14 protein-coding genes and 3 pseudogenes are annotated in these 22,845 nt (G+C 42.7%); 2 read left to right on the top strand and 15 right to left on the bottom strand.

The window, feature by feature from the left end; all coding sequences use genetic code 11:
• Nucleotides 1-86: 86 nt before the first annotated feature.
• The 12 genes from ACTNC6_RS10145 to ACTNC6_RS10090 all read right to left on the bottom strand — a co-directional run bounded on the left by ACTNC6_RS10145 (nucleotide 87) and on the right by ACTNC6_RS10090 (nucleotide 19,426).
• On the bottom strand, nucleotides 87-389 hold the full coding sequence (locus ACTNC6_RS10145; protein WP_173743927.1) for an STAS domain-containing protein: 303 nt from the start codon (nucleotides 387-389) through the stop codon (nucleotides 87-89).
• Between the two features lie 21 nt (nucleotides 390-410).
• Nucleotides 411-9,395 carry an amino acid adenylation domain-containing protein gene (locus tag ACTNC6_RS10140; protein WP_441044006.1) on the bottom strand — a complete coding sequence of 2,995 codons (8,985 nt, stop codon included), beginning with the start codon at nucleotides 9,393-9,395 and terminating at the stop codon, nucleotides 411-413.
• Nucleotides 9,396-9,408: 13 nt separating this feature from the next.
• A complete protein-coding gene (locus ACTNC6_RS10135) occupies nucleotides 9,409-11,154 on the bottom strand; it encodes an MATE family efflux transporter (RefSeq protein ID WP_441044005.1) in 1,746 nt (581 codons plus the stop codon).
• A gap of 573 nt (nucleotides 11,155-11,727) precedes the next feature.
• The gene (locus ACTNC6_RS10130; RefSeq protein WP_441044004.1) at nucleotides 11,728-12,735 is read right to left on the bottom strand and encodes a cysteine ABC transporter substrate-binding protein; all 1,008 of its coding nucleotides are present in this window, start codon (nucleotides 12,733-12,735) and stop codon (nucleotides 11,728-11,730) included.
• Nucleotides 12,736-12,889: 154 nt separating this feature from the next.
• Nucleotides 12,890-13,645 carry an amino acid ABC transporter ATP-binding protein gene (locus tag ACTNC6_RS10125; RefSeq protein WP_441044003.1) on the bottom strand — a complete coding sequence of 252 codons (756 nt, stop codon included), beginning with the start codon at nucleotides 13,643-13,645 and terminating at the stop codon, nucleotides 12,890-12,892.
• Nucleotides 13,646-13,664: 19 nt separating this feature from the next.
• On the bottom strand, nucleotides 13,665-14,342 hold the full coding sequence (locus tag ACTNC6_RS10120; RefSeq protein WP_441044002.1) for an amino acid ABC transporter permease: 678 nt from the start codon (nucleotides 14,340-14,342) through the stop codon (nucleotides 13,665-13,667).
• On the bottom strand, nucleotides 14,323-14,982 hold the full coding sequence (locus tag ACTNC6_RS10115) for an amino acid ABC transporter permease (RefSeq protein WP_173743922.1): 660 nt from the start codon (nucleotides 14,980-14,982) through the stop codon (nucleotides 14,323-14,325). Before ACTNC6_RS10115 ends, ACTNC6_RS10120 begins: the two co-directional genes overlap by 20 nt.
• Before the next feature lie 194 nt (nucleotides 14,983-15,176).
• Nucleotides 15,177-15,797, bottom strand: coding sequence for a GDSL-type esterase/lipase family protein (locus ACTNC6_RS10110; RefSeq protein WP_441044001.1), 621 nt, complete (start codon nucleotides 15,795-15,797; stop codon nucleotides 15,177-15,179).
• Between the two features lie 1,317 nt (nucleotides 15,798-17,114).
• Nucleotides 17,115-17,306, bottom strand: a complete 192-nt coding sequence (locus tag ACTNC6_RS10105) for a hypothetical protein (protein WP_441034670.1) — start codon at nucleotides 17,304-17,306, stop codon at nucleotides 17,115-17,117.
• Between the two features lie 212 nt (nucleotides 17,307-17,518).
• Nucleotides 17,519-17,686, bottom strand: coding sequence for a hypothetical protein (locus ACTNC6_RS10100; protein ID WP_441034669.1), 168 nt, complete (start codon nucleotides 17,684-17,686; stop codon nucleotides 17,519-17,521).
• Nucleotides 17,687-17,737: 51 nt separating this feature from the next.
• Nucleotides 17,738-18,652: an Rpn family recombination-promoting nuclease/putative transposase gene (locus ACTNC6_RS10095; protein WP_441044000.1), complete on the bottom strand. Its 915-nt coding sequence runs from the start codon at nucleotides 18,650-18,652 to the stop codon at nucleotides 17,738-17,740.
• Between the two features lie 135 nt (nucleotides 18,653-18,787).
• A complete protein-coding gene (locus ACTNC6_RS10090; RefSeq protein ID WP_441044060.1) occupies nucleotides 18,788-19,426 on the bottom strand; it encodes a recombinase family protein in 639 nt (212 codons plus the stop codon).
• A gap of 135 nt (nucleotides 19,427-19,561) precedes the next feature.
• Between ACTNC6_RS10090 and ACTNC6_RS10085 the strand changes: the two are divergent.
• A pseudogene (locus ACTNC6_RS10085) lies at nucleotides 19,562-19,945 on the top strand (GDP-mannose 4,6-dehydratase); the annotation flags it as partial.
• A gap of 153 nt (nucleotides 19,946-20,098) precedes the next feature.
• Nucleotides 20,099-21,040 (top strand): annotated as a pseudogene (locus ACTNC6_RS10080) (type IV pilin protein); the annotation flags it as partial.
• 56 nt (nucleotides 21,041-21,096) lie between these two features.
• Here ACTNC6_RS10080 and ACTNC6_RS10075 read toward each other — a convergent pair.
• The 3 genes and pseudogenes from ACTNC6_RS10075 to ACTNC6_RS10065 all read right to left on the bottom strand — a co-directional run.
• Nucleotides 21,097-21,204 carry a hypothetical protein gene (locus ACTNC6_RS10075; protein WP_441036842.1) on the bottom strand — a complete coding sequence of 36 codons (108 nt, stop codon included), beginning with the start codon at nucleotides 21,202-21,204 and terminating at the stop codon, nucleotides 21,097-21,099.
• Complete coding sequence (locus ACTNC6_RS10070; RefSeq protein WP_441043999.1) at nucleotides 21,191-21,673, bottom strand: EAL domain-containing protein; 483 nt, start codon at nucleotides 21,671-21,673, stop codon at nucleotides 21,191-21,193. The genes ACTNC6_RS10075 and ACTNC6_RS10070 overlap by 14 nt, the downstream gene beginning before the upstream one ends.
• A gap of 653 nt (nucleotides 21,674-22,326) precedes the next feature.
• Nucleotides 22,327-22,758, bottom strand: a pseudogene (locus ACTNC6_RS10065) (PD-(D/E)XK nuclease domain-containing protein); the annotation flags it as partial.
• Between the last annotated feature and the right edge of the window lie 87 nt (nucleotides 22,759-22,845).

The following is a 22,845-nucleotide window of genomic DNA, read 5'->3' as shown; positions in this document are numbered from 1 at the left end:
GGCCCTCCTATCCGGTTACCGTTTTTGGGTAACCCATTTTTCATTACAGACTGCAGAAAATCTGCAGCCTGTAACAGGTTTTGCGGTTACTTTTTCTGAATATCGATCTTGCTGTCAAATCCGGTAAGGCTGAACACATCATAAACTTCATCAGAAACATTGATGATCTTAAATCCATCCTTTTGGGCCATTTTTTTGTAAGCTACGATCACCTGACGTAAGCCTGCAGATGAAATATACTCCAGCTTTGCAAAATCAAAGACCAGACTTGTAATGCTGTCATCAAGTCCGGACAGTGCTTCTCCTAACTGAGGAGCTGTCTGGGTGTCAAGCCATCCGCTGATTTCCATAGTTGCTTTGTTACCTTCTGTTTTTGTAATAATTTCCATTGTAATTATCTCCTTTTTGTATTAATCAAAAAATGTAAGTCTGTCAAGTGCTGCAATTGCATTTTCCAGATATCTGTCATCTGTAACCGGCCATTTATAATCCAGTCTGTACAGAACCTGTGCTGTAAACCGGTTGCTGTAATCAATGGTGTAAATCTCATTTTCATTATGTGAGGTATAGGCAATCAGTCCGGAAACCGCATCGGAGTCCTGTCCGGTCTTTGCAAATTCTTTTACTGCTGCCTCAAATTCTTCATCTCTTACAATATCAATCTTAAATCCATAATTACGCATTGCATAGATCAGGTCTGCCATATAAATATGGTGGCTGTTGCAGGCATGGAATACAGTAAATCTCCGGTCTGTCTGTGCCAGTCTCAGAACTGCCAGTGCAGTGGAATCAATAGGTGAAAATTCTGCCACCTCATGCATGCCTCCCATTGGGAATTTGCCTACAGCTGTATAACCTCTCAGGCTGCGAAGGAATCCGTTGGTAATGAAATTGATCTGGAACTCACCGTCAGAGTTTCGGCTCATCAAATTACCTACACGTACTACTTTACCGTCCAGCCCCTCAGATACTGCTTCCAGAACTGCTCTTTCTGCCAGGAATTTGGTGCGGATATATTCGTTGGTAATATTCTGTCCGATGTACAGGTCATTCTCACAGAAAACTCTGGACATTGGCGGAACACCGTCAGAACCTTCTCCTGCAACAGAAACTGTGGAAATCTGGATCAGCCTGCGGCCGTTATTCTTACAGAAATCAATAAGATTTTCCACACCCTGCACGTTAATTCTTTCCAGCACATCATCTGCTGCGAAATGCTTTACGCAGGCAGCACAGTTAACGATGGTACTAAATTTGTATGCTGAGAATCCTGCCACCTGTTCTTTGGAAGTAATATCCCCATCTACACAGATAATACGATTTTCAAACAGTTCCTTGCATGGATTGTCGAAATAGTACATCAGCATATTCATCATTCGTTTTTCCGGTGATTCATATTTGCCCTTGCGCACCAGACAGTAAACCTTGCCGTCATAATTGTCAAGGAACGCCTTGAGAACATGGATTCCCAGGAAACCTGTGGCACCTGTGATCATAATATCTCCCAGCTCTTCCTTTGTGACCCTGTCTGCATTTTCGTCAGTATTTGCACTGATCACGTTCTGGATCTTGTTATAGTTATAATCTGAAAATTCGTTCTTACTCTGGGCCGTCTCTGTAATTCCGTCATTATCAATCAGAGCTGCCAGCTCCCGTACAGTAGGATATTTGAAAATATCCGCATATACCAGTGAAATATTCTTTGAGAGACACATAACAGCAACCTTGGATGCAGTAAGAGAAGATCCTCCAAGCTCAAAGAAGTTGTCTTCAATACCTACCCTTTCGATTCCCAGCGCTTTCTCAAAAATCTCACAAAGTGTTCTCTGAGCTGCAGTAACCGGCTCTACATAGCTGGCAGTATTTGTGGTTATCTCCGGCATTGGCAATGCTTTTTTGTCAATCTTACCTCCTGGTGTTACCGGCATTGCCTCAAGGTAAACAAAGAAGGATGGCATCATGTAATCCGGAAGCAGCGGCTCCAGGAAGGTTTTTAATTCTTCATCCGGAATGCTTTCCCCTGTATAATAAGCAGTAATATATTTGTTTCCGCTCTTTTCGATCACTGTAACTGCTGCATTCTGTACCAGCTCATGTTTAAGAAGGGCTCCCTCGATCTCACCAAGTTCAACACGGTATCCCCTTATCTTTACCTGGGAGTCAATTCTGCCTATGTATTCAATATTTCCGTCACCCTTCATGCGGACCATATCACCGGTTCTGTAAAGTCTTCTGTCCTCCTGGCATACGGAGAATGGATTCTCCACAAATACAGAGGCAGTCTTTTCCGGAAGATTATGATATCCTCTTGCGATCTGACGTCCTGCGTGGCAAAGCTCGCCGGAAGCTCCTACCGGAAGTCTGTTCAGAGCCTCATCCACAATGTAACTGCGGACATTTCTCTGGGATTTTCCGATTGGAATATTATCATACTGCTTATCTACCCTGAACTCTGTGGAAGATACTGTATTTTCTGTAGGACCGTAGCCATTGATCATCTGATAGGTACGGTTTCTGTAATGCTTGAATTTCTCTCCGCCCAGTGTAACATATCGAAGAGCCGGTGCATCCTCCAGAAGCTCTGCCACCAGTTCACCCATCTGTGTAGGGAAGGTTACTGTGGTGACTCCTGCTTCTTTTATATATTTGCTTATGGCGATTGCATCCTTTCGGATACCCTCAGGTAAAATGTATAAGGTCGCACCTGCAGTAAGAGGAGCAAAGAGATCGATCACTGACGCATCAAAGCAGAAGCTTGCAAACTCTGCAGTAATGTCATCCGGTGTAAGGCCTCTGTCCTGTGTGATATATTCGATCAGGTTCATCAGGTTTCTGTGTTCCAGCATAACACCTTTCGGCTTTCCTGTGGATCCTGAGGTATAGATCATATACGCAAGATTCTCAGGCTTGGGAGCGGTAAGCTTGGCAGTAAGTTCAAAATCCTTTGTTTCTGCTTCCACAGAATCCAGACTGATCACATTTCCCTTATAAAAATTTACCAGATCTCTGTACTGATCGATCACAAGAAGATTCTCTGCTCCTGAATCCGTTAACATGTACTCAATTCTGCTCTGGGGGTATTCCGGATCCAGAGGAACATAGGCTCCGCCTGCTTTCATAACACCTACATAAGCGATGGCATATTCCTTTGTCCTGCCACACAGGATACCGGTTGCCTGCTCGGGACCAAATCCATTTTCCGTAAGCCTCTGTGCAACGTAGTCAGACATTTTATCCAGTTCTCTGTAAGTAAAGTCACCAAATTCATCCCTTACAGCCGGTCTGTCCGGATATTTTGCTGCTGCCTCCCGGAACAGATCCACAAAGGTCTTTCCTGCATGTTCAGGAATATTCTCCATTTCTGTTTCTTCCTCAAACATCAGTCTGATATCTGCAGGGTCACATTCATTCAGGAGTCCCTCAGCAATAAGCTCCAGATTATCTGCCAGATATTTTATGGTTTCTTCCTGGTACATATCGCCTCTGTATTCAATGTCAAAGACAAATTTATTCTTCTCAATGGAGATACTGATAGATACCGGGGCTTTTGCCATATTCAGGCGGACAGGCTCTTCCTGTGCATATTCTCCGCCCACATTATCAAATTCAAAATTATCACCCTGGTACACAACCATGGCATCTGCCTTAATATTAAACTCATGACTGATCTGTGAGAACGGATAAATATCATTGTTCATGGAATTGATCAGCTGTTTCTGAACCTCAGTGAGACACTGCTCTGTGCTTCCTGCAAAATTACAGTAAACAGGAAGAGTTTTTACAAGCATACCCACTGTTTCCGAAAGTCTGGAATCATTTCTTCCGTGGTAAATGGTGGTAAATACAGCTTCCTTCTTAAAGTTATATTTGCCCAATGTAATACCAAAGGCAGAAATAAAGAATACGTTCTCCGTAATTCCATGTTTTTTGCAGAATTCTCTTACACCCTGTACGGAGATTTCTGCTGTTTCCCTGCGGTAAAGCTCAGCTGTGGGAACTGCTCCGCTTTTATCCGGATAGAAGCTGATGCTTCCTCCTGCGCTCTCAAATACAGATCTGTAATAGCTTTCTGCGTTTTTATAAATATCTCCGGCAAGGGCATCCCTGTTGTCCAGAGCAAGATCATAGGAGGTATAGGTCTCCGGTTCCAGCTTCTCACCGCTGTAGGCCCTGTTAATGTCATTCATGATAATGGCAAGGGAGGTACCGTCAGCAACAATATGATGAAGGTCAAGGAACAGATAATTACCTTCACAGGTTCTGTAGATCTCAAACCGGAAAAGCTTCTCATTAAACAGCATGTACGGACGGACCAGTGTCTCTTTATTCATTCCGTTTATGATCTGTGTTTTGTATACAAGATCATCATTCCGTTTCTGAAGCACATTGCCATTATCGTCCATGAAAAGCTTTGTTTTCAGATAAGGATGGGCTTCCACTGTACTGTCAATGGCTGCTGCAAGTTTATCCAGATCTACCTTTTTATCAAGTTTCAGCAGATAAGGGATATTGTAGATGGTTGAACCCATATTTGCAGTACATTCAATGAAAATTCCCTCCTGTGTGTTGGTGAGAGGATAACTTTCCTGTACTTCCCTCTTTGTCTCCTTGCCTGCAGTTTTTACAAAGTCCTCCAGCATCTGGATGGTCGGATGATTCTTTACATCCGATGTTTTCACAACAATGTCAAAGGCCTTTGAGATCAGGATATTCAGCCGGATGGCTGTAATAGAGGTCAGTCCTGCCTCATAAATATCTGTGGTGATTCCAAATTCTGTATAACCCAGAACCTCTGCAATGCAGTCAAATAATTTCTGCTGCACTTCGTTTTGTGGTTTGATGATCTCTGCTGCCTTTCTCTCAGGCATTGGGAGAGCCCTCTTGTTTACCTTCTGGTTCTGGTTCAGCGGGATTTTATCAATCTGCATGGTAACAGCAGGAACCATATATGGAGGCTTTGTCTCCTTGATAAAGTTATTTAAAGCATGAATATCTACTTCGCTGTCAGATACCACATATGCAGCAATATATTTGCCGCCACCCTGCTCATCAAAAGCAACCACAGTGGCATCCTTGATACCAGGATATCTTCTGATCACTTCTTCCACTTCTGAAAGCTCAATTCGGAAGCCTCTGATCTTAACCTGGGAATCCTTTCTGCCAATGATCTGGATATTTCCGTCAGGAAGATATCTGGCCACATCACCGGAGTGGTACATTACCTCATAACCCGGAGTATCATCGTAAATATTCTTTGTGTAAACTTCCGCTGTTTTCTCTGGCTTATTAAGGTATCCTCTTGAAACCTGCCATCCGGTGATCATCAGCTCTCCGCATGCACCTGGGGGAAGCATATGTCCGAACTTGTCTGCAATATAAAGCTTGGCATTATCCAGTGCTTTTCCGATAGGAACATTAGGATAATACTTATCTACCTTAAACAAAGTAATGAAAATGGTAGTCTCTGTAGGGCCATAAGCATTTATAAAGGTATAACCCTTTGGCGGTTCACAGGGAACAAGCTTCTCTCCTCCTACGGAAAGGTATTTCAGGCTCTTGCATTCCATCTCAAGTGCAAATTGTCTTCCTACCTGTGTGGTCATAAAGGAATGGGTAATGCCGTTCTCATCAAAATAACTCTGAAGTCCAAGGAAATCCAGACGGATCTCTTCCGGAATAATATGAAGCTGTGCACCGTTTGTAATGGCTCCGTATATATCCATCATAGAAGCATCAAAACCAAAGGACGCATAAGCCGCTATCCTGGAATCAGAATCTATACCATAATACTTTCTGTACCAGCGGCAGAATGCAGTAATATTTCCATATTCAATCATACAGCCCTTTGGCACACCTGTGGAACCTGAGGTATAGAGAAGGATAAACAGGTCATGTAACTGCGGTTTCTGAAGTTTGGCTTCTGTGTCTGCAAGTCCCGGGATCTCATCTGTAAATAACACAGGTCCCTGATAGCCGTCCACCAGATGTAAAAGCTCTCTGTCTGCGATGAGAAGCTTGGCAGCAGAATCCTCCAGCATGTACATGAGACGATCCTTGGGGTAAGTGGGGTCCAGAGGCTGATAAGCTGCTCCGGCCTTGATCACGCCCATAGGTGCAATGGCCATATATTCACAGCGTGGGATCAGGATAGATACAACATCCTCAGTGCCGATGCCCTGGGATACAATATATTTTCCAAGTCTGTCGCTGATCTCATCCAGTTCTTTATAGGTAAATTTTCTGTCTTTAAATACAACTGCAGTATGATCCGGAATGGTCTCCACCATTTCGTCAAACATATCAGAGATGGTTTGGCTTCTGTCATATTCATGGGCAGTGTGATTAAACCCTGCGATTTTATCTGCAGCATTTCCGGACAAAATGGAAATTTCAGAAATATATTTTGCCTTCAGCATGGAATCCATTGCTGCCTCATAGGCATCCAGAATTCCCTTTACAAACTCCTCACTGTACTTATCGCTGCGGTATTCTGCAGTCAGTACATATTTGTGGTCATACTCTCTCACCTGGATAAGTAAAGGCATTTTAGACATATCCGGGGAAAGATCATGGCCTCTGGCAATGGTATCACCGATGGGATAATCGTCACTGAGCTCTGCCTGATATGCAAAAACAAGGTCAGAACTGAAACCGTATTTTGCACAGATGTCAGAGAATGGGAAAATATCATTGGCCATGGAGGACAGAAGCTGTTCGGAAAGCTCTGTCATATAGGTCTGTATGGTAGCCTTTGGATCACAGGAGCAATAAACAGGCAGGGTCTTTACAAGCATACAAACGGTATTCTCAAGTCTGGAGTCATTTCGACCGTTATAGATGGTGGCAAAAAGACTGTCATCAGAATTGGAGTATCTGGTCATGAGAACGCCGAACAGACCTGTAAATAAAATATTAGGAGTAACACCCAGCTTTTCGCAGGCGGAAAGGATCACAGATTCCCTTGTGTCCATCTCTTTTGACAGATAACCTCTCTCAGGGATCTCACCGTTTCTGTCAGGAAGAGGAAGGGATTCTGTCTCGACTCCCTCAAAAATACTGTCATAGTATTTCTCAGCCTTCTTATATTTACCCTCTTTCATTTGCTGCTCTTCATCCAGTGCAGCATCAAAGCCAGTATAGGATTCCTTTTTCAGCTTCTCACCCATATAGGCACGGTTGATATCTTCAAAAATAATATCATAGGAGTTACCGTCTGCAAGAATATGATGGAAGTCTGTAAAGAGATATTTCCTGTCTTCAGTAATATAGATCGCTGCTCTGAGCAGACATCCCTTTTCAAGCTTAAAGGGGCGCACAAGCTGAGCCTTCAGTTCCTCAAACTGCTCATTTGTGGTCTGGATCACCTCAGGTACAAAGGTTTCATTGTAAGGCTTCTGTACCATTTCACCTCTGTCATTCAGATACACCCTTGTGAGCAGATAGGAATGTGCACTTACTGTACTGGTAATGGCATCTGAAAGCTTCTGTACATCAATGGCAGGCTCCAGATCAAAGAGGAAAGGAATATTATATACAGTGCTTTCTGGATTTTTCATACACTCTGCAAAAATTCCCTTCTGGGAACCTGTAAGAGGATAAACCTCTCTTTTTTCATAGGTTCTGATTTTAGGTGCCAGCATAATATATTTTTCCAGCTTCTCCACTGTATTGTTTTCGTGGAGGTCACTGGTTTTCACTGTAACTCCGAATTCATCGGAGATGAGAATACACAGCTTCATGGCACTTATGGAAGACAGGCCTGCCTTATAAAAGTTTGTGTCAATACCGAAGAAGTCATTCTCTACAACCTTTGCAACGATGTGGAAAATCTTCTTCTGCATTACGGTCTCAGGCTCTTTCAGGTTCTTTGGCTGGGCAACCGGTTTTGGAAGTGCTTTTTTGTCAATCTTACCGTTCTGGGTTATGGGCATTTTCTCCAGCTGGATAAATACTTCAGGAACCATATAATATGCCAGGGATTCTGCAGCATAATCAGAAAGCTCCTCAGGACTGATCTCACGGTCTGCAATAAAATAACAGCAGAGATACTTATTATCCACAGGTACGGTAATGCTGGTAATAATTCCCTCATAAGAATTGATTACCTCTTCAATCTCCCCAAGCTCAATTCTCAGTCCGCGAAGTTTAATCTGGTTATCCATTCTTCCGAAAAACTCAATCTCACCTTCAGGACTGATTCTTGCAAGGTCACCGGTTTTGTAGGCTCTCTCTCCGTTCAGGTCAATAAAGACAGCTGCTGTCTTTTCCGGCAGATTCATATAGCCTCTGCCCACTCCAAGGCCTGCGATCACAAGCTCTCCTGTCTCGCCGTCAGGAACAACGTGGTTCTCCTTGTCCACAATATAGACCTTAACATTACCGTTAGGGACACCGATGGTAATATTTTTACTGTCAGTGATCACCTTCATAGTACAGCTGATAGTAGTTTCTGTAGGTCCATAACCGTTCATAATGTAGGCATCCGGATTTACTCTGCGGATCTTGTCATACAGAGCCGGCGGAAAAGCCTCTGCACCTACATCAAATACCTTAATCTGAGAAACTGCTTTTTCAAGCTGAGGCAGATCGATCATATTGGACAGATAAGTAGGGGTTGTGGTCATAATGTCTACTTTATTTTTGAGTATCAGTTCGCCCAGCATAAGAGGGTTCAGAATTTCCTCATCAGAGGCGATCACTGCAGTCATTCCGTTCGTCAGAGGCAGAAATTCCTCCAGCACAGATACGTCAAAGGTCATGGCTGCCATAGAAAGAGACACACTTCCTCTGCTTACATAGCCATATGTTTCTGCATTTTTCGGATCTGGATTTACAAAGTTAGAAAGGTTGATATGCTCGATCAGAACACCCTTTGGTTTGCCTGTGGAACCGGAAGTATAGATACAATAACAGAGGTCATGCTCTCCGATTTTTACCTGGGGATTGTCCGTATTCTCATTTTCAAGCAGTTCCTCCAGAAGCAGTATTGTGCAGGGAAGCTTTGCAAACAGTTCCTTTCGTTCCTCTGCGATTTCCTTGGTTGTGATAATAAAAGGAGCTCCTGAGTCTTCAAAAATGTACTGGATTCTGTCATCCGGATAATCCGGCGTAGCAACTGCAAAGGCTCCTCCGGATTTCAGGATACCCTGTCGCACTGCATAGAAATCACAGCATCTCTCAAGAACCACACCTACGATGATCTCTCGCCTGACACCTTTTTCCACAAGGGAATTGGCAATTCTGTTGGCCCGTTCATTGAGCTGTGCATAGGTAAAGCTCTCCTTGCCGGAGACAACCGCACATTTTTCAGGATGAAGCTTCACCTGTTTTTCGAACAATTCTGTTACCGGTCGAAACTCAAAAACAAAATTGCTCCTTTCATTCATATTTTTCATTTTCATGTACCTCCTAAAAAGATATTATGGTATTATTCATATCAATTGCACGGATATAGTCCATGGATTTTGATACTTTCTTGACAAGTTCAATCCCATGTATGTCAAAATCTTCACTGTCATACTGATATTCCAGAGGATTGAAATTCACACCGTTATCTCTGATCCTTAGTCTGCAGAGATCATCCTCCAGACAAAGGTTAATGTCGATCCAGTTGGAGGTTTTTCCCCCGAATCGGATAATATTTACAGTCATTTCTTCCGCGCACACTGCGGCAAGATTTGCCTTGCTTTTGGAAGCTCCCTGTTCCTGGCAGAACTCTATGATCTTCTTATGAACTGTTTCTGCTTCCTCCATGGTACTCTTAATGGAAAAATCCAGATTAATTCCCGGATTTTTGTCAGGAACAATATAAAAGCTTGTGTTCTTATGTTTGATTTTTCTGAAAATATAGGTTGCAATTACAGTTATGATCTCAGTGGCAACAAATCCAACTGCAATTCCGTCGATTCCGATGCCGTCAATCTGTTTCCATACAAGGATTCCCACCAGAGTTGCAGGCAGAACTACCACTGCATTCTCCAGGAATGTGGCAAAGCTTGCAATGGCTGTCTCCTCAATGGATTCGTAATAGCTGATAATAAACTTATTCCACAGGTAAGGCATCACACATAAAGCAAAGATGCGCAGCGCCTGGACCATATGGCTGCCCAGCTCTCCACCACCGCTTCCGAACAGAATGGTGATCTCTTCGGTAAATAGCATAATAAGGACAAAGATCACAGCCAGCAGGATGTAGCTGTATTTCAGCATTTTTTTGCAAAGAACCCGGATTCCCACGTAGTCCTTCTCTCCGAAAAGGATTCCTGCCACATTTGGGATCACACCGATGATTCCCCCTGTAAGCATCTCAACGATCAGCAGTACATTGTCGCAGACAGTAAATACTGCCATACCTTCCTCGCCCAGCTGATTCATGATAATGGTATTCAGGCCAAGTGCTTTCACAAAATTGGCTGCCATAAAAATCAGCATGGGAACGCCTGTAATAATAGCTTCCTTTGTGATTCCAAACTCACTGAATTTCAGCCTCATCAGACGGAGATTTCGTTTGTCAGAACGGATATAGATCAGGAAAATTCCCATGGCAAACAGGAAACCAAGTACAGTTGATAAGGACGCACCTGTGATCCCCATAGGAGTGTACCTAAGGAAAATATAGTCCAGTACAAGGTTGATCACATTGGCGGCAATCAGATAAGCAGATGCCAGCTCCGGGTGATTCTCTACCCCAAGGTAGTTGACCATCATCAGGCCGATACCGATTACCGGTGCACCCAGCATGCTTACACGAATGTAATCTCTGGTATAATGGGTCAGCACACCGTCACCGGATACCAGAAGTCTGGCAATGGGACCGGCAGCAGGAATGGCACAGATTGCAATTATGATTCCCACTACAAGTGTTACGATAAAGGTGGCGGAAAATAGCTTTGACGCGCCCTCCTTGTCTCGTTTGCCAAGCATGTTTCCCACGGCTATGGAACCGCCGATACCCAGGCAGTAGCCGGTCAGCTGAACAATTGTCTCCACCGGCAGACTCAGGGTAACTGCAGACATTGCTTCCACCCCGATCAGATTACTTACAAATATGGTATCTACGATATTTCCCAGCTGAAGTGCCAGAGACATCATAATCCCCGGAATAATATACTTATTCAGCTTTGCATTCAACAGTCTGTTATTTCTCTCTTCCATCGCTTCCTCCCCTTTGTTTTCAGTTTTTTGAATTTTTGTCACAAACTGTAAGATATTTAGATTTTACCATTTCACAGGGCAAATAGCAAGTTAATGCAGGCTAAGATGAAAAAATATCCATCTCCGGGAGATTCCCGGGGATGGATATGGTGTGGAATGGATTTAAGGTTTTGATGACGATGACGAAGACGGAGACGGGGTAATGTCGTACCAGGTTGAACCGCCATCGTAGGAACGGTAAACGTGAGTTGTGTCTACATAGGTAAACTCCTTGATGGAACCATTGGGGCCGTAGGTGTAATAGGCAAAGAATTGCGAAAAGCAATTGAAGCAGGGGACTTGCTTGTATCAGGAGGAGTGCAAGCTTCTTCTGATAAACTGCGGAGCAGTTATTCGGTTATGAGTAAGTAGCGAAGCAGATGATTTTATCTGCTTGACTATTTCAAGGATAATAAAACAAGACGCACTCCACAGGAATAAACTCCTGTAAAGTGCGTCTCATTTTATTTATAACTCAATACTTGTGAGAATAGGAATTATGGTCCATTTTATTGTATTTTATACTTATCCCTATTATTCAGCATCTGCAGTTTCTGCATCTTTTGTATCATCGGATGCTGCATCTGTATCTGCTGTGTCTGCGTCTTTTGTATCATCGGATGCTGCATCTGTTGTATCCGCTTCCTCTGCATCTTCTGCTGCAGAATCTTCACTGTCTACAACGCCACCTTCCACAACAAGGTCTTCAGGATTAATGTTATCGCCATATACCGGTTTCAGAGTTTCTTCAAAGTCTTTGTGGAAGAACTGTTCGTCTGCCAGAGCTTTGATTTCATCATTGATTGCATTCAGAAGGTCTGTATTTCCTTTCTGTACTGCAGGAGCGATTGTATCAATATCACCCAGAGATTCGATTCCTACAGAAAAGCCTTTTTTCTGCTGTGCCCATGCAAGTACCTCTGTGTTATCTGTGGAGAAGGCATCTCCTCTTCCATCAAGAAGGGCATCATAAGCTTCCTGATATTCATCAAATTTTACAAGCTCAATATCCGGATAGTTTTCTGTGAAGTATGTTTCTGCTGTTGTTCCCTTTACAACAATCAGCTTCTTACCTTCCAGATCTTTTACATCTGTGATCAGTGCATCATCAGGAGAAACAACGCCGAGAGCCACTTTCATATATGGAAGTGCAAAATCTACCTTTTCTGCTCTTTCATCTGTTACTGTGAAGTTTGCAAGGATCACATCAACCTTTGCAGACTGCAGATATTCAACACGGCTTGCTGCTTCTACATATGTAAATTCTACATCATCTTCGCTTCCCAGAAGATCTTTTGCAAGTCTCTTACCAAAGTAAACATCGTAACCCTGAACATCACCGTTTTCATCTACATATCCAAATGGGTTCTTGTCACTGAATACACCGATCTTAATCTTTCCGTCTTTTTTGATTTCATCAAGAGTACGGGCCTGCGCAGTGTTTCCGCCGTCATCTGCCGCACTTACAAGAATACTTCCGCCAAGCAGTGTTGTTGCTGCTACACCTGTTGCTAATAAAACTGCTAATAATTTTTTCTTCATGTCCTTTTCCTCCATGTCTTAAAATTTTAACCGGATCAAGCAAGTAGCGAAGCGGATTGCGAATATCCGCTTGAATTATATCATAATTTTTATAATTACCTGTTGTGATCCAGCCTTTCAAACACGCTCTCATTTGAGCAATGTTCTTTACCTGTTACTTTTTAACAGTTTCATAATGGAAACTGTTCAGGAACTGCTTTGCTCTGTCTGTCTGTGGATTGTCAAAAAACTGTTCCGGAGTATTTTCTTCTACAATATTTCCTTTATCCATAAAGATCACTCTGTCTGCCACAGACCTGGCAAATTCCATCTCGTGAGTTACGATCAGCATAGTCATTCCTGCTTTTGCAAGTTCCAGAACTACCTGAAGTACTTCCCTTACCATCTCCGGGTCAAGAGCTGCTGTAATCTCATCCAGAAGCATAATTTCCGGATGCATCAGCATGGCACGTACAATGGCAACTCTCTGCTTCTGACCACCGGACAGCTGTCTTGGATAACTGTCTTTCTTATCCAGAAGTCCAACTCTGTCCAGAAGCTGTTCCGCTTCTTTTTTTACTTCTTCTTTATTTCTTTTCTGCACTTTCAAAGGTGCCAGAAGAAGATTATTTAAGATTGTCATATTTGGAAAAAGATCATAGCTCTGAAAAACCATTCCGATTTTTTCCCTGACTTTGCTGATATTCTTTTTTTCGTTTTCATAGCTTACACCATTAAGCTTCAACACACCGCTGTCTGTCTCTTCCAGGCGGTTGATACATCGCAGGAAGGTGCTTTTTCCACATCCGGAAGGTCCTACAATTACTACTACTTCTCCTTTTTGCATGGAGAAAGAAACATCATCCAGAATAGGAACATTATTTACATATGATTTCTTTAAATGCTCTACTTCTAAAATCGGCTGTCCCATTCATTTATCCTCATTTCTATTAGTCTGCAAACTTCTTTTCCAGAACTCTGGAGAGTCTGGAGAAGGGAAAACATATGATGAAATACATAAAGAATACTGCACCGTATACCCAGAGGGCTGCTGTTGGGTTTGTATATCTGGATGCATCAATAATCTGTTTTCCTACTTTTAATACTTCTACCACACCGATCAAAGCTACCAGTGAAGTAGTCTTAATCATTCTGGTAAGAAGATTGACTGCGGATGGAAGAAGTCTCCGGATGGTCTGGGGAAGGATAATATAAAGGTACACCTGCCATTTATTCAGGCCAAGACCATATCCGCTGTCATACTGATGCTTTGGAATGGAGATCAGTGCGCTTCGCACCAGATCGCCCATCTCTGCAGTTCCCCAGAAAGTAAATACAATGACTGCTGCCGTTTCCCCGGAAAGATTCATTCCCAGATGCTTGGCTGCTCCGAAATATACCAGGAACAAAAGCACCAGCTGGGGCATGATCCTTACGATCTCAAGGTAAAAACGACAGATAAATTTAATGATCTTATTTGGAATATTCATTACCATGCCAAGCAGAAAGCCAAGGATAACAGACAGCACCATAGAAATCAGTGCGATCCTTATTGTTACCCACAAGCCCTGCCAGAGTCTTAATGAGTTGATTCCTTTAAAAAGAACCTCAATCCCCATATTCTGCATAGCGGACTCTCCTTTCTACAAATGAACAGATCAGTGAAATTGGTAAAAGTATGATCAGATATGCAATTACCAACATAAACAGAGCTTCATCTGTTTTGTAATAAATTCCGATCAGGTCTTTTGTCACAAACATCAGGTCTGCAAGTGCAACTGCACTGAATACAGAAGTTTCTTTAATAAGAAAGATTGCATTTGCACAGAATGCAGGAATGGAATTGGATACTGCCTGAGGCAGGATAATGTTTGTAAATACCTGACTTTTACTCATTCCAAGACTTAATGCAGATTCCACTTGAATGGGTGGAACATTGTCCAGACCACTCCTGAAGGCCTCTGCCATGTAGCTGCCTCCCAGAAATGCCAGTCCGGAGATGGCACACTGCTCTGAACTGAGTACGATCCCTATTTTAGGAAGACCGAAATACAGAAAAAATAGCTGGATCAGCAATGGGGTATTTCTGGACAGTTCAATGTAACATTCCACGATCTGACGAAGTACAGGAATCCTGAAATACTTAATCATGCTGCAGATAAGCCCAACCACAATAGCAAGCAACACACCAATCACTGCCATGTGAAGGGTAAGCTTTGCAGCCTCAACATAAAGAGGTGTCTGCTCGCGGATAAACTCAAAATCCATGGTTACTTTCTTCTCCTTCTATTATTATGATTTACCGTCCTAATTAACGGCTTGAACGCTGGTGCCGCTTATTCCTTTTTATAAGTCAGATAAATATTAAAATTTACTGCTTTTTGTGGTTGAAACAGGTAATTACTTGACTTAGGTAAAGCGTTACATCTGCGCATCTGTGAACTATCATAACATTTCAGGCGTCATCCTGCAAGCTTTTCATAAATTGCATTTGCAAGTCTGCTATGTCCCAACTCATCCAGATGCTCCTGATCTGCTTCACCGGGCCGGGCAAATTCCGAAGCCGGAAGGTATGAAACATTTCTTCTTCTGGCAATTTTCTCATACACCCGGGGCAGATTCCGTGACACTTCAATAGAATTCTTATCGAATTCCGGATCAAAATCCTCTTCCCAGATTCTCTCTCCAAGGTAGATGGGAGATACCAGCAATATTTTAGTATCCGGATTTACAGCCTTGATCTGATCAAGAAGCTGTTCAATGCCCTGTCCGATCACCTCCGGGGTTGCGCTGTATACGCTCTTACAGTCATTGGTACCAAGCATAAGAACAATGGTGTCTACTGGTCTGTGGCTTTCAAGGATTGCCGGGAGCATTTCTGTTCCTCTTCTTTCTGTGCGGAATGGATCATCAAATACTGTGGTTCTTCCGCAGAGACCTTCTTCGATTACACGGTAACCTTTCTCTCTTACTCTGTCATCCAGAATGCTGGTCCAGCGGGTGCCCCATCCATATCTCTGATTGGATGTTCCCGGGATTAAACCGTATGTATTAGAATCACCGAAACATAGGATTTGTTTCATGTCTTGTCACCTTCTTATCTAATTACTATTTCCTTGTTTTCATATTGATTTGATAGGGATACTATACAATCTTTATTTTTATTTGTCAATCCCTTTTTTATATTTTTTTACAATACATCCGGCAAAACAGAAAACAGGAAACAACTTGACGAAAACAGGCACACGGGAATATGATTAAAATAACAGTAAACCTTCATTTCATACAAAGGGGGAGTGACTATGTAGATACATGAATTGGTATCACTATCTGTAAGGTAAAAAGCTAAAGAAAACATCTATTACAATAAATGATAAAAATAAGGATTATTGTATCAAGACTACATTCAGCCCGGAAAATGCCACAACAAAAGCGTGCCGATGGACATGCAGCGATAATTCTGTAGTTCTGGTGAATATCGGATGGCCCACTATATTCAGTGAATCCCATCTGACACCTGTCAGCAACGGAACTGCAGTTTTAACTGCACATGCGCTGGATGGCTCCGGAGTAATCGCGAAATGCGTGGTAACCGTAAACTGCTTCTGAAGTCAAGCGGATAAAATCATCCGCTTCCCTACTTGCGCATAACCGAATACTGCTTCGCAGTTCAGTTAGACTTTTAATCAAAAACAAGAAAACTACTGTATATAAGCCTGATTTTTTTCAGCTTTATACAGTAGTTTTTATGTGCGCCTAGGGATTGGTGTCGAGATGCACCTCTCTAACCTTCTCTAAACCTCATTTTCTCCTTCTCCCGTGCCGTTCCGCACCCCTTTTCATCTTTTTCCTTCTCGCTGCCACTCTCTTTTTCACTTCCCCGCCATTGGTGTGGTTTTTCTTGTGTAGAGTGGTAGTTTTGAGGTTGGGAGGGTGTGGAGTTGTGAATAGCGACGAATACGGGTGTGATATGGAGAGTGTGGATTGGTAGTTTCTTACGGTTGATAGATGATTAGGGACTAACCATACAAGGTCACTAAATTCCGATTCTAAAAACATGTCCTTTTTTATGCAATTTGTCCAAGATGTTGCATCAAGAATATTCCCAGAAATCAGCGAACAAATCGGAAAATAGTCATCCACAACGCAAAAAAGCCCAGCAGTCTACATCTGAGCTGTAGGCTACTGGACTTGAATTCTTCTCGTTATTCTGTTTTGCGTTTAAGACAGGCTGTATCTGAACGAAAAAGCAGTATCTTCAATTCTCCCTGTTATAACAGGAAGAAACTCCTTCCATATTCACCGTTTGGGTTTTGCTGCATCCGACAGCACAGAAAAAAAGAAAAGCCCCTGTGTCGCGTTATCACAAGAGCAGTAGGGATGATTCCCCGCCTACTCCACTAATAACGGAACACAGAGGCTTTCGCCTTTTCTATCAAGAACTCCAAACCTGCTCTCGAATTTAATGCCGTATCAATCGCTTTGATGGGTTCATTGGTTTGGCTAAGGTACAGCTTGATCAAAGCGAGGACAGGTAACTCCTGAGTTGAAAATGGGTAATTTTCAATATGTATGTTTTTTAGTCTTTCCATTTTGATTCTCCTTGCGTAATGTGTTATTACCGCTTTATGCGGCCTTACCACAGAGGATAAATGAATTCTTTGCACATAGCAAGAGAAATATTCTCCATTGAGAAAAAATAGAGCAACAGAGCAAGATAAGGGCGTGATAAGAAAGCACAAGCCATATATAACAAGAAAGCCCACCAAGCCACTCGTCTTCAGCAACCTGGCAGGCTCTGTGTTTACGCGGTCCTCTTATCCGCCAGTTCCTTCACCTTCTCAAGGGGAAGGCCAGAATACTGTGCTATTTTTTCCAATGACAGCTGGCCATCCGCTATCATACTTAACGCATTTTCAATCGCTCTTCTTAATGCCATCTGTTCTCCATAGGTTTCAATTGCTCTACACACGATGGTTCGACCTCCTTCCGTCTCTATGCGAAACAGGTTTGAGAATCGATTTTAAGCCGGTGCGATCCCCAGCCACTTCCTCACAACATCAAGTGAAACCTTTACCACATTAGCAATATCGGTATCCTTCATATTCATAGAATGCAGATTTATTGCAATCTCTTTCTTTTCTTCCATACGGCCTTCCATACGGCCTTCCATGCGGCCTTCCATGCGGCCTTCCATGCGGCCTTCCATGCGGCCTTTTTCCTCAATTCTGTCAAGAACATCACACATAGTTTTAATCACTACTCCTTTCGATCCGTCCTCATCAGACAGTACAGCTTCAAATCGATGATCCCCTGTCATGATTGACATGAGACTTAATGTTTCCTGAACATGGACTAACTCTTCCGGGTTTCCAATATAAGTCCCGGTTGTTTGCATCTGTACGAAGTAGTCCGCCACAACTCGAAAGTCACTCTTAAACAGCTTAGCCTGTTCCCTACTAAGATATGCAATTTCAAACAGATTTACCTTGTAGTCATTCACATACGGCCTAAACTTTTCCGGGACATCTAACCTTTCAAGTAAAGAAAGTGGCTTATCCCAGTGTTTATCATACCCATAATATAAAACCAATGTGATAACGGGATACCGTTCTCTTTGGTTCTCATTATTCAGCTGTGCCCGGTACTCAGCACCATCATATCCTATTATCCGTAACGGCATATCTGCGTCTGGCTCTGTCTGATTTTCCAGTCCAATGCACGCCAATCGTATATTTTTGTTTTTCCAACGTTTTGCTACGTCTCTTTCAATCTCTCTGTACTTCCCATCAGCCTTGTATGCTGATCTGGGAGCTTGGTCTTCAAGTTCGTTTTCTTTTAGAATTTGATCCCCATTAAACAGCAGTACATTAACAATATCAGAGAAAACGTCGTTGTAAGCCTCAAGTATTTTTTCTGCAATATCTTTCTGGCCCAATGTCCATCACCCCATTCCAAACAGGAGTGTATACTACTCCTATTATGTCTTAATTTTACCACATTCCGCTTTTTTATTCAACCATCCGGAATCATGTCAATCGTAAATTTTCTTTGAACAACCCCGATTCTATTGTCAATCCCGCATCCTAATCTCAATCCGACCATCCTTGAAAACAACAATCTGCTCAATTCCAGCACAGGTTTCTTCATCAGAAGCGCCTATCTTATTCTCAATCAACTCAAGCAGTTGATCTTCCTTCGATATGATATTTCTACAGTCACCCCCGCCCTTACGGCCTTTGCAATCCCAGGTTTTATATTCACCCCTGGCATTTTTTCTGCTGTTTCTCACATAGGGCTTGCCGCAATCCCCACAGATCACTTTCCCTTTCAGAAAATGGGAGTTCTTATTGCAGCATGTTGTTTTCGGAGTTGCAAGGACCTCCTGAACCTTCTCCCACAGCTCTCTGCTCACAATTCCCTCGTGGTCGACCTCCAGGTAGTACGTTCTGTACTCTGCGCCCGGCTCAGGTCTGTGTGTGAGTAAGTCGACATGGGGTGCTTTCTGTAGCTGGCGGTCACCTTTATAAATCTCGTTTCGGAGAATCCCTTCGATTACTGAAACGCTAAGCCTATCGCATCCGCGCAGAGTCTTGAACCCCTGCTGTTCCAGCTCACCCGCAATCTTTCTTATCGACTTCCCCTTGGCGTATTCCTCGAAAATAAACTGTATCGCCCATGCGTCCTTATTCGGTGTGAGGACACCGTCAATCTCGTCATAGCCAAGGACCCGATTATTTCCAAGATGCCGTATTCCTTTCTCAGCCAGCTTCTCGTAGGTCCACCTGAAGTGCTATACTAACGTTGTAACAGTAGTGGCTAATAAGATATAATCAATCTATCAAAGAACTGCAAACGTGATTTCACATATGTAGATGATATCGTAGAAGGCGTAAAACGCGTGATGCAGGGCGCCCCTGAGAAAAAGAACGGGGAGGACGGGCTTCCCATTCCTCCCTACGCGGTTTATAACATCGGAAACAACCACCCGGAAAATCTTCTGGATTTCGTGACCATCCTCCAGGAGGAGCTGATTCGCGCTGAGGTTCTTCCTGCTGACTATGATTTCGAAGCACACAAAAAGCTTGTCCCCATGCAGCATGGCGATGTTCCGGTCACCTATGCTGACACCACTGCTCTGGAAAGGGATTTCGGCTTCAAGCCTGCGACCTCCCTCCGGGAAGGACTGCGCCGGTTCGCACAGCGGTACAAGGAATTTTATAACATGTAGAAAAAGAACAAACTGTACAGAACATTTTACTCTGCTGCCGCACTCTTTGTGAAATAGATTCGTCCTATAAAATAACTTGCCATGCTATGGAAAATCATATATAATAAGACAAAAATGTACAGAAAGAGAGCAGTATGAAAAAAAAATTACAGAAAAGGGTTCACTCTGGTGGAACTTGTAGTTGTAGTGGCTATCCTTGGTATTCTGGTGGCGGTGGTAACTCCTGTGTTTTCCGGTTATATAGAAAAAAGCCGGGAAACTACTGACCTTTCAAACGTGAGAACAGCTTACTCAGAGGTGATGCTTGCCGTAATGGAGCAGGATACCAGTTCACCTCTATACACAGCAAATGGAACATATCTGAGTATCGTACCACTGAAACAGGCAAAGGATGGTTGGGCATTAGACCAGGAAAAACTTGTCATTGCAGGAGTCAGTTCTTCTGACAGTGTACATTGGCTTAACAAGCCACGTGCAAAAGGACATTGTAAGGTTTATTATATGGACGGTTCCGTTTTTTTTAACTGGAGCAGTGAAAATCATATCAATTCCATATCTGCCGCAGATTTTCTGACAAAGGAGGTTTTGGGCGTCATTCTGGGCGGAGGCAGTGAATATCTATATACAGTCCTCAATTCTAACGAACATTACGCTCAGAATGGCGGAACCAAAAAATTCACGGATTATGCCAAAAAATACGGTTTTGATCTGAATGACTATGGGGCTAAGACCTGGCAGATTTATGTTAAAGAAAGTGATTCTTCAACAGATATCCTCTCAAAGCCTGCCATCTATTGGAGCAGTGTAGATATCACAGGTTCTGAAGTGATTGGAAAAAAAGTTCCGGTTATGGGGTATCGTGATGGTAAATATGATGTGTATTATGCCGAAGTTGTAAAGTACAATACCGGAACGGCAAATGAATATCATTCATTGAAAAATAATTTTGCGAATGTGACAAATGCTGGTGGCTCTGCAACTTTTCAATTTAACAACTACACAGAAGCTAAGAAGGTATATGACAAGCTCCTGGAAGCATATGAAAAGAGGGGCGAAGTTACTTCCGATGATATATCGGAGAATGGATTAAACTAGGGAAAGTGCTTCTCCCAGATTCAGGCAGGCAGCATGCGCATAGCTGCCTATTCCTTTCACCATTCCACTTTTTTGATAAACTCCACAAATTCCTGCTGGGGAAGTGGTCTGGAAAAATAATATCCCTGAATGAAATCGCAGCCCATTTCTTCAAACTGCTTCAAAACCTCTTCGGTTTCCACACCCCTCCACCACGATCTCCATCCCGATTTCCTTCAACAGGCGGATGTTGTATTTCAGGATTGCTCTGATCTTGCTGTCAAAAACCTTATCCGTCATGCTCTTGTCTATCTTAACGATACGAAAAGGCAGAGAAATAATTCTGCTGAGATTGGAGTAACCTGTACCGTAATCATCCAGAGAAAAAGCAATGCCCTGTTCCGAAAGCGCCCGGATATTCTCTTCCACAACGTCCTGAGTCGTATTCGCAGCCGTCTCCGTTATCTCCAGATTGATCTGTTCCGGCTTGAGATTGTATTTTTTCAGATAATAAAGCACTTTATCCGTCAGATCCATCTTCATGCACTGCTTCATGGACAAATTCAGCTCTATATATTCGATCCGAATCCTGTGCCAGGAACCAGACGTTATATGCCTCTGACCATAAGTCGAAAATCGTGGTGAGCAATACATTCAGATAAAGTGCCATCAGCAGTTCATTCGTCCTGCTCCCCTGAACTTTTCGTTGAAACAGGATCGCAATCATGAGGACCATAATGAGAATCGCGGATAAATCAAAGTATAGTAACAGTGCCCGGTAGGAACTCCATACACACTTCGTATTGGGTAGATGAATGGATTGGGACTAACCATACAAGGCCACTAAATTCCGATGCTAAAATATGTATATTTTTGGGCAAAATAACTAAAGCCAATTCCCAGAAATAGAATCCAGAAATCAGCCATAAACGCAAAAAAGCCCAGCAGTCTACATTTGATGTGTAGTCTACTGGACTTGCTAATTTTTCCGTTATTCAGTTCAATGATTATGATGAGTTGGACCTATTATACATTAAGAAGAAACTCCTTTATTCGCTACGTCAAATTCCGATCCGGATGTCTTCACCGCATCGTTTAGTTCAAAAATGATCACATGGATATCAGGACATAGTATTCCCGCAACACGGTAGGAGCCCTCTGAATCCCAGTCACGGTGACAGCCAAAATTTAAACCAAATCAAGTAAGTCCAACTTTCGGTGATGCGTTGACTGTATGTACTTCTATACCGGAGGAATAATCTTTCTACGGACTTTCGCACTTCTCTATATATATTTTTCAGATGCTATTACACTTTTTCAATTATGCATTGATGCTTTTTACTTTTCTTGTCATAATTAATTCCTACAAGCAAAATATCACCGGTATAATCTGAAATCGAGGATGGGTATTTTCTGTCTTTAATCTGCTGTATTGCCGTTTGCACTTTCTGGTTCCATTTCAATTCAACAACCAATGCAGGATAAGCACTTTTATATTCAGACTTAGGGACAAAAATAAAATCTGCAAATCCGCGTCCTGTAGGAAATTCACGAACCGGTTTAAAATAATACTGCATGGTTCCCAGATAGGCAATGGTTAATACGCTGCTTAATGAATTTTCATCATGATACCTGATGACAGAAGCGTATTCATTATGAATTTTCTCAATTTGTGCAGCAACTGTTTCGTTATCCATATCCAGCGTTGCATCAAGTAAAGTCTCTGATTCTTGTTTGAATATTCCTGTGCGATGAAATCGCACTTCCGGAAATCTGGGAATCAGATGTCCGGAAAGTGGAAATCATCTTATGCGAGTTTACTCGCG

Source organism: Blautia sp. HCP3S3_C4, assembly GCF_052064095.1.
GTDB lineage: Bacteria > Bacillota > Clostridia > Lachnospirales > Lachnospiraceae > Blautia_A.
The sequence above is the reverse complement of the archived record's forward strand: the minus strand, read 5'-3'. Positions and strand labels throughout refer to the sequence as shown.

Coding starts and splice junctions, on each gene's coding strand:
- ACTNC6_RS10120 (WP_441044002.1), bottom strand. CDS start 14,342: ATGCAGAATATGGGGATTGAGGTTCTTTTTAAAGGAATCAACTCATTA.
- ACTNC6_RS10130 (WP_441044004.1), bottom strand. CDS start 12,735: ATGAAGAAAAAATTATTAGCAGTTTTATTAGCAACAGGTGTAGCAGCA.
- ACTNC6_RS10125 (WP_441044003.1), bottom strand. CDS start 13,645: ATGGGACAGCCGATTTTAGAAGTAGAGCATTTAAAGAAATCATATGTA.
- ACTNC6_RS10110 (WP_441044001.1), bottom strand. CDS start 15,797: ATGAAACAAATCCTATGTTTCGGTGATTCTAATACATACGGTTTAATC.
- ACTNC6_RS10070 (WP_441043999.1), bottom strand. CDS start 21,673: ATGTATTGCTCACCACGATTTTCGACTTATGGTCAGAGGCATATAACG.
- ACTNC6_RS10105 (WP_441034670.1), bottom strand. CDS start 17,306: ATGGAAAGACTAAAAAACATACATATTGAAAATTACCCATTTTCAACT.
- ACTNC6_RS10135 (WP_441044005.1), bottom strand. CDS start 11,154: ATGGAAGAGAGAAATAACAGACTGTTGAATGCAAAGCTGAATAAGTAT.
- ACTNC6_RS10145 (WP_173743927.1), bottom strand. CDS start 389: ATGGAAATTATTACAAAAACAGAAGGTAACAAAGCAACTATGGAAATC.
- ACTNC6_RS10115 (WP_173743922.1), bottom strand. CDS start 14,982: ATGGATTTTGAGTTTATCCGCGAGCAGACACCTCTTTATGTTGAGGCT.
- ACTNC6_RS10140 (WP_441044006.1), bottom strand. CDS start 9,395: ATGAAAAATATGAATGAAAGGAGCAATTTTGTTTTTGAGTTTCGACCG.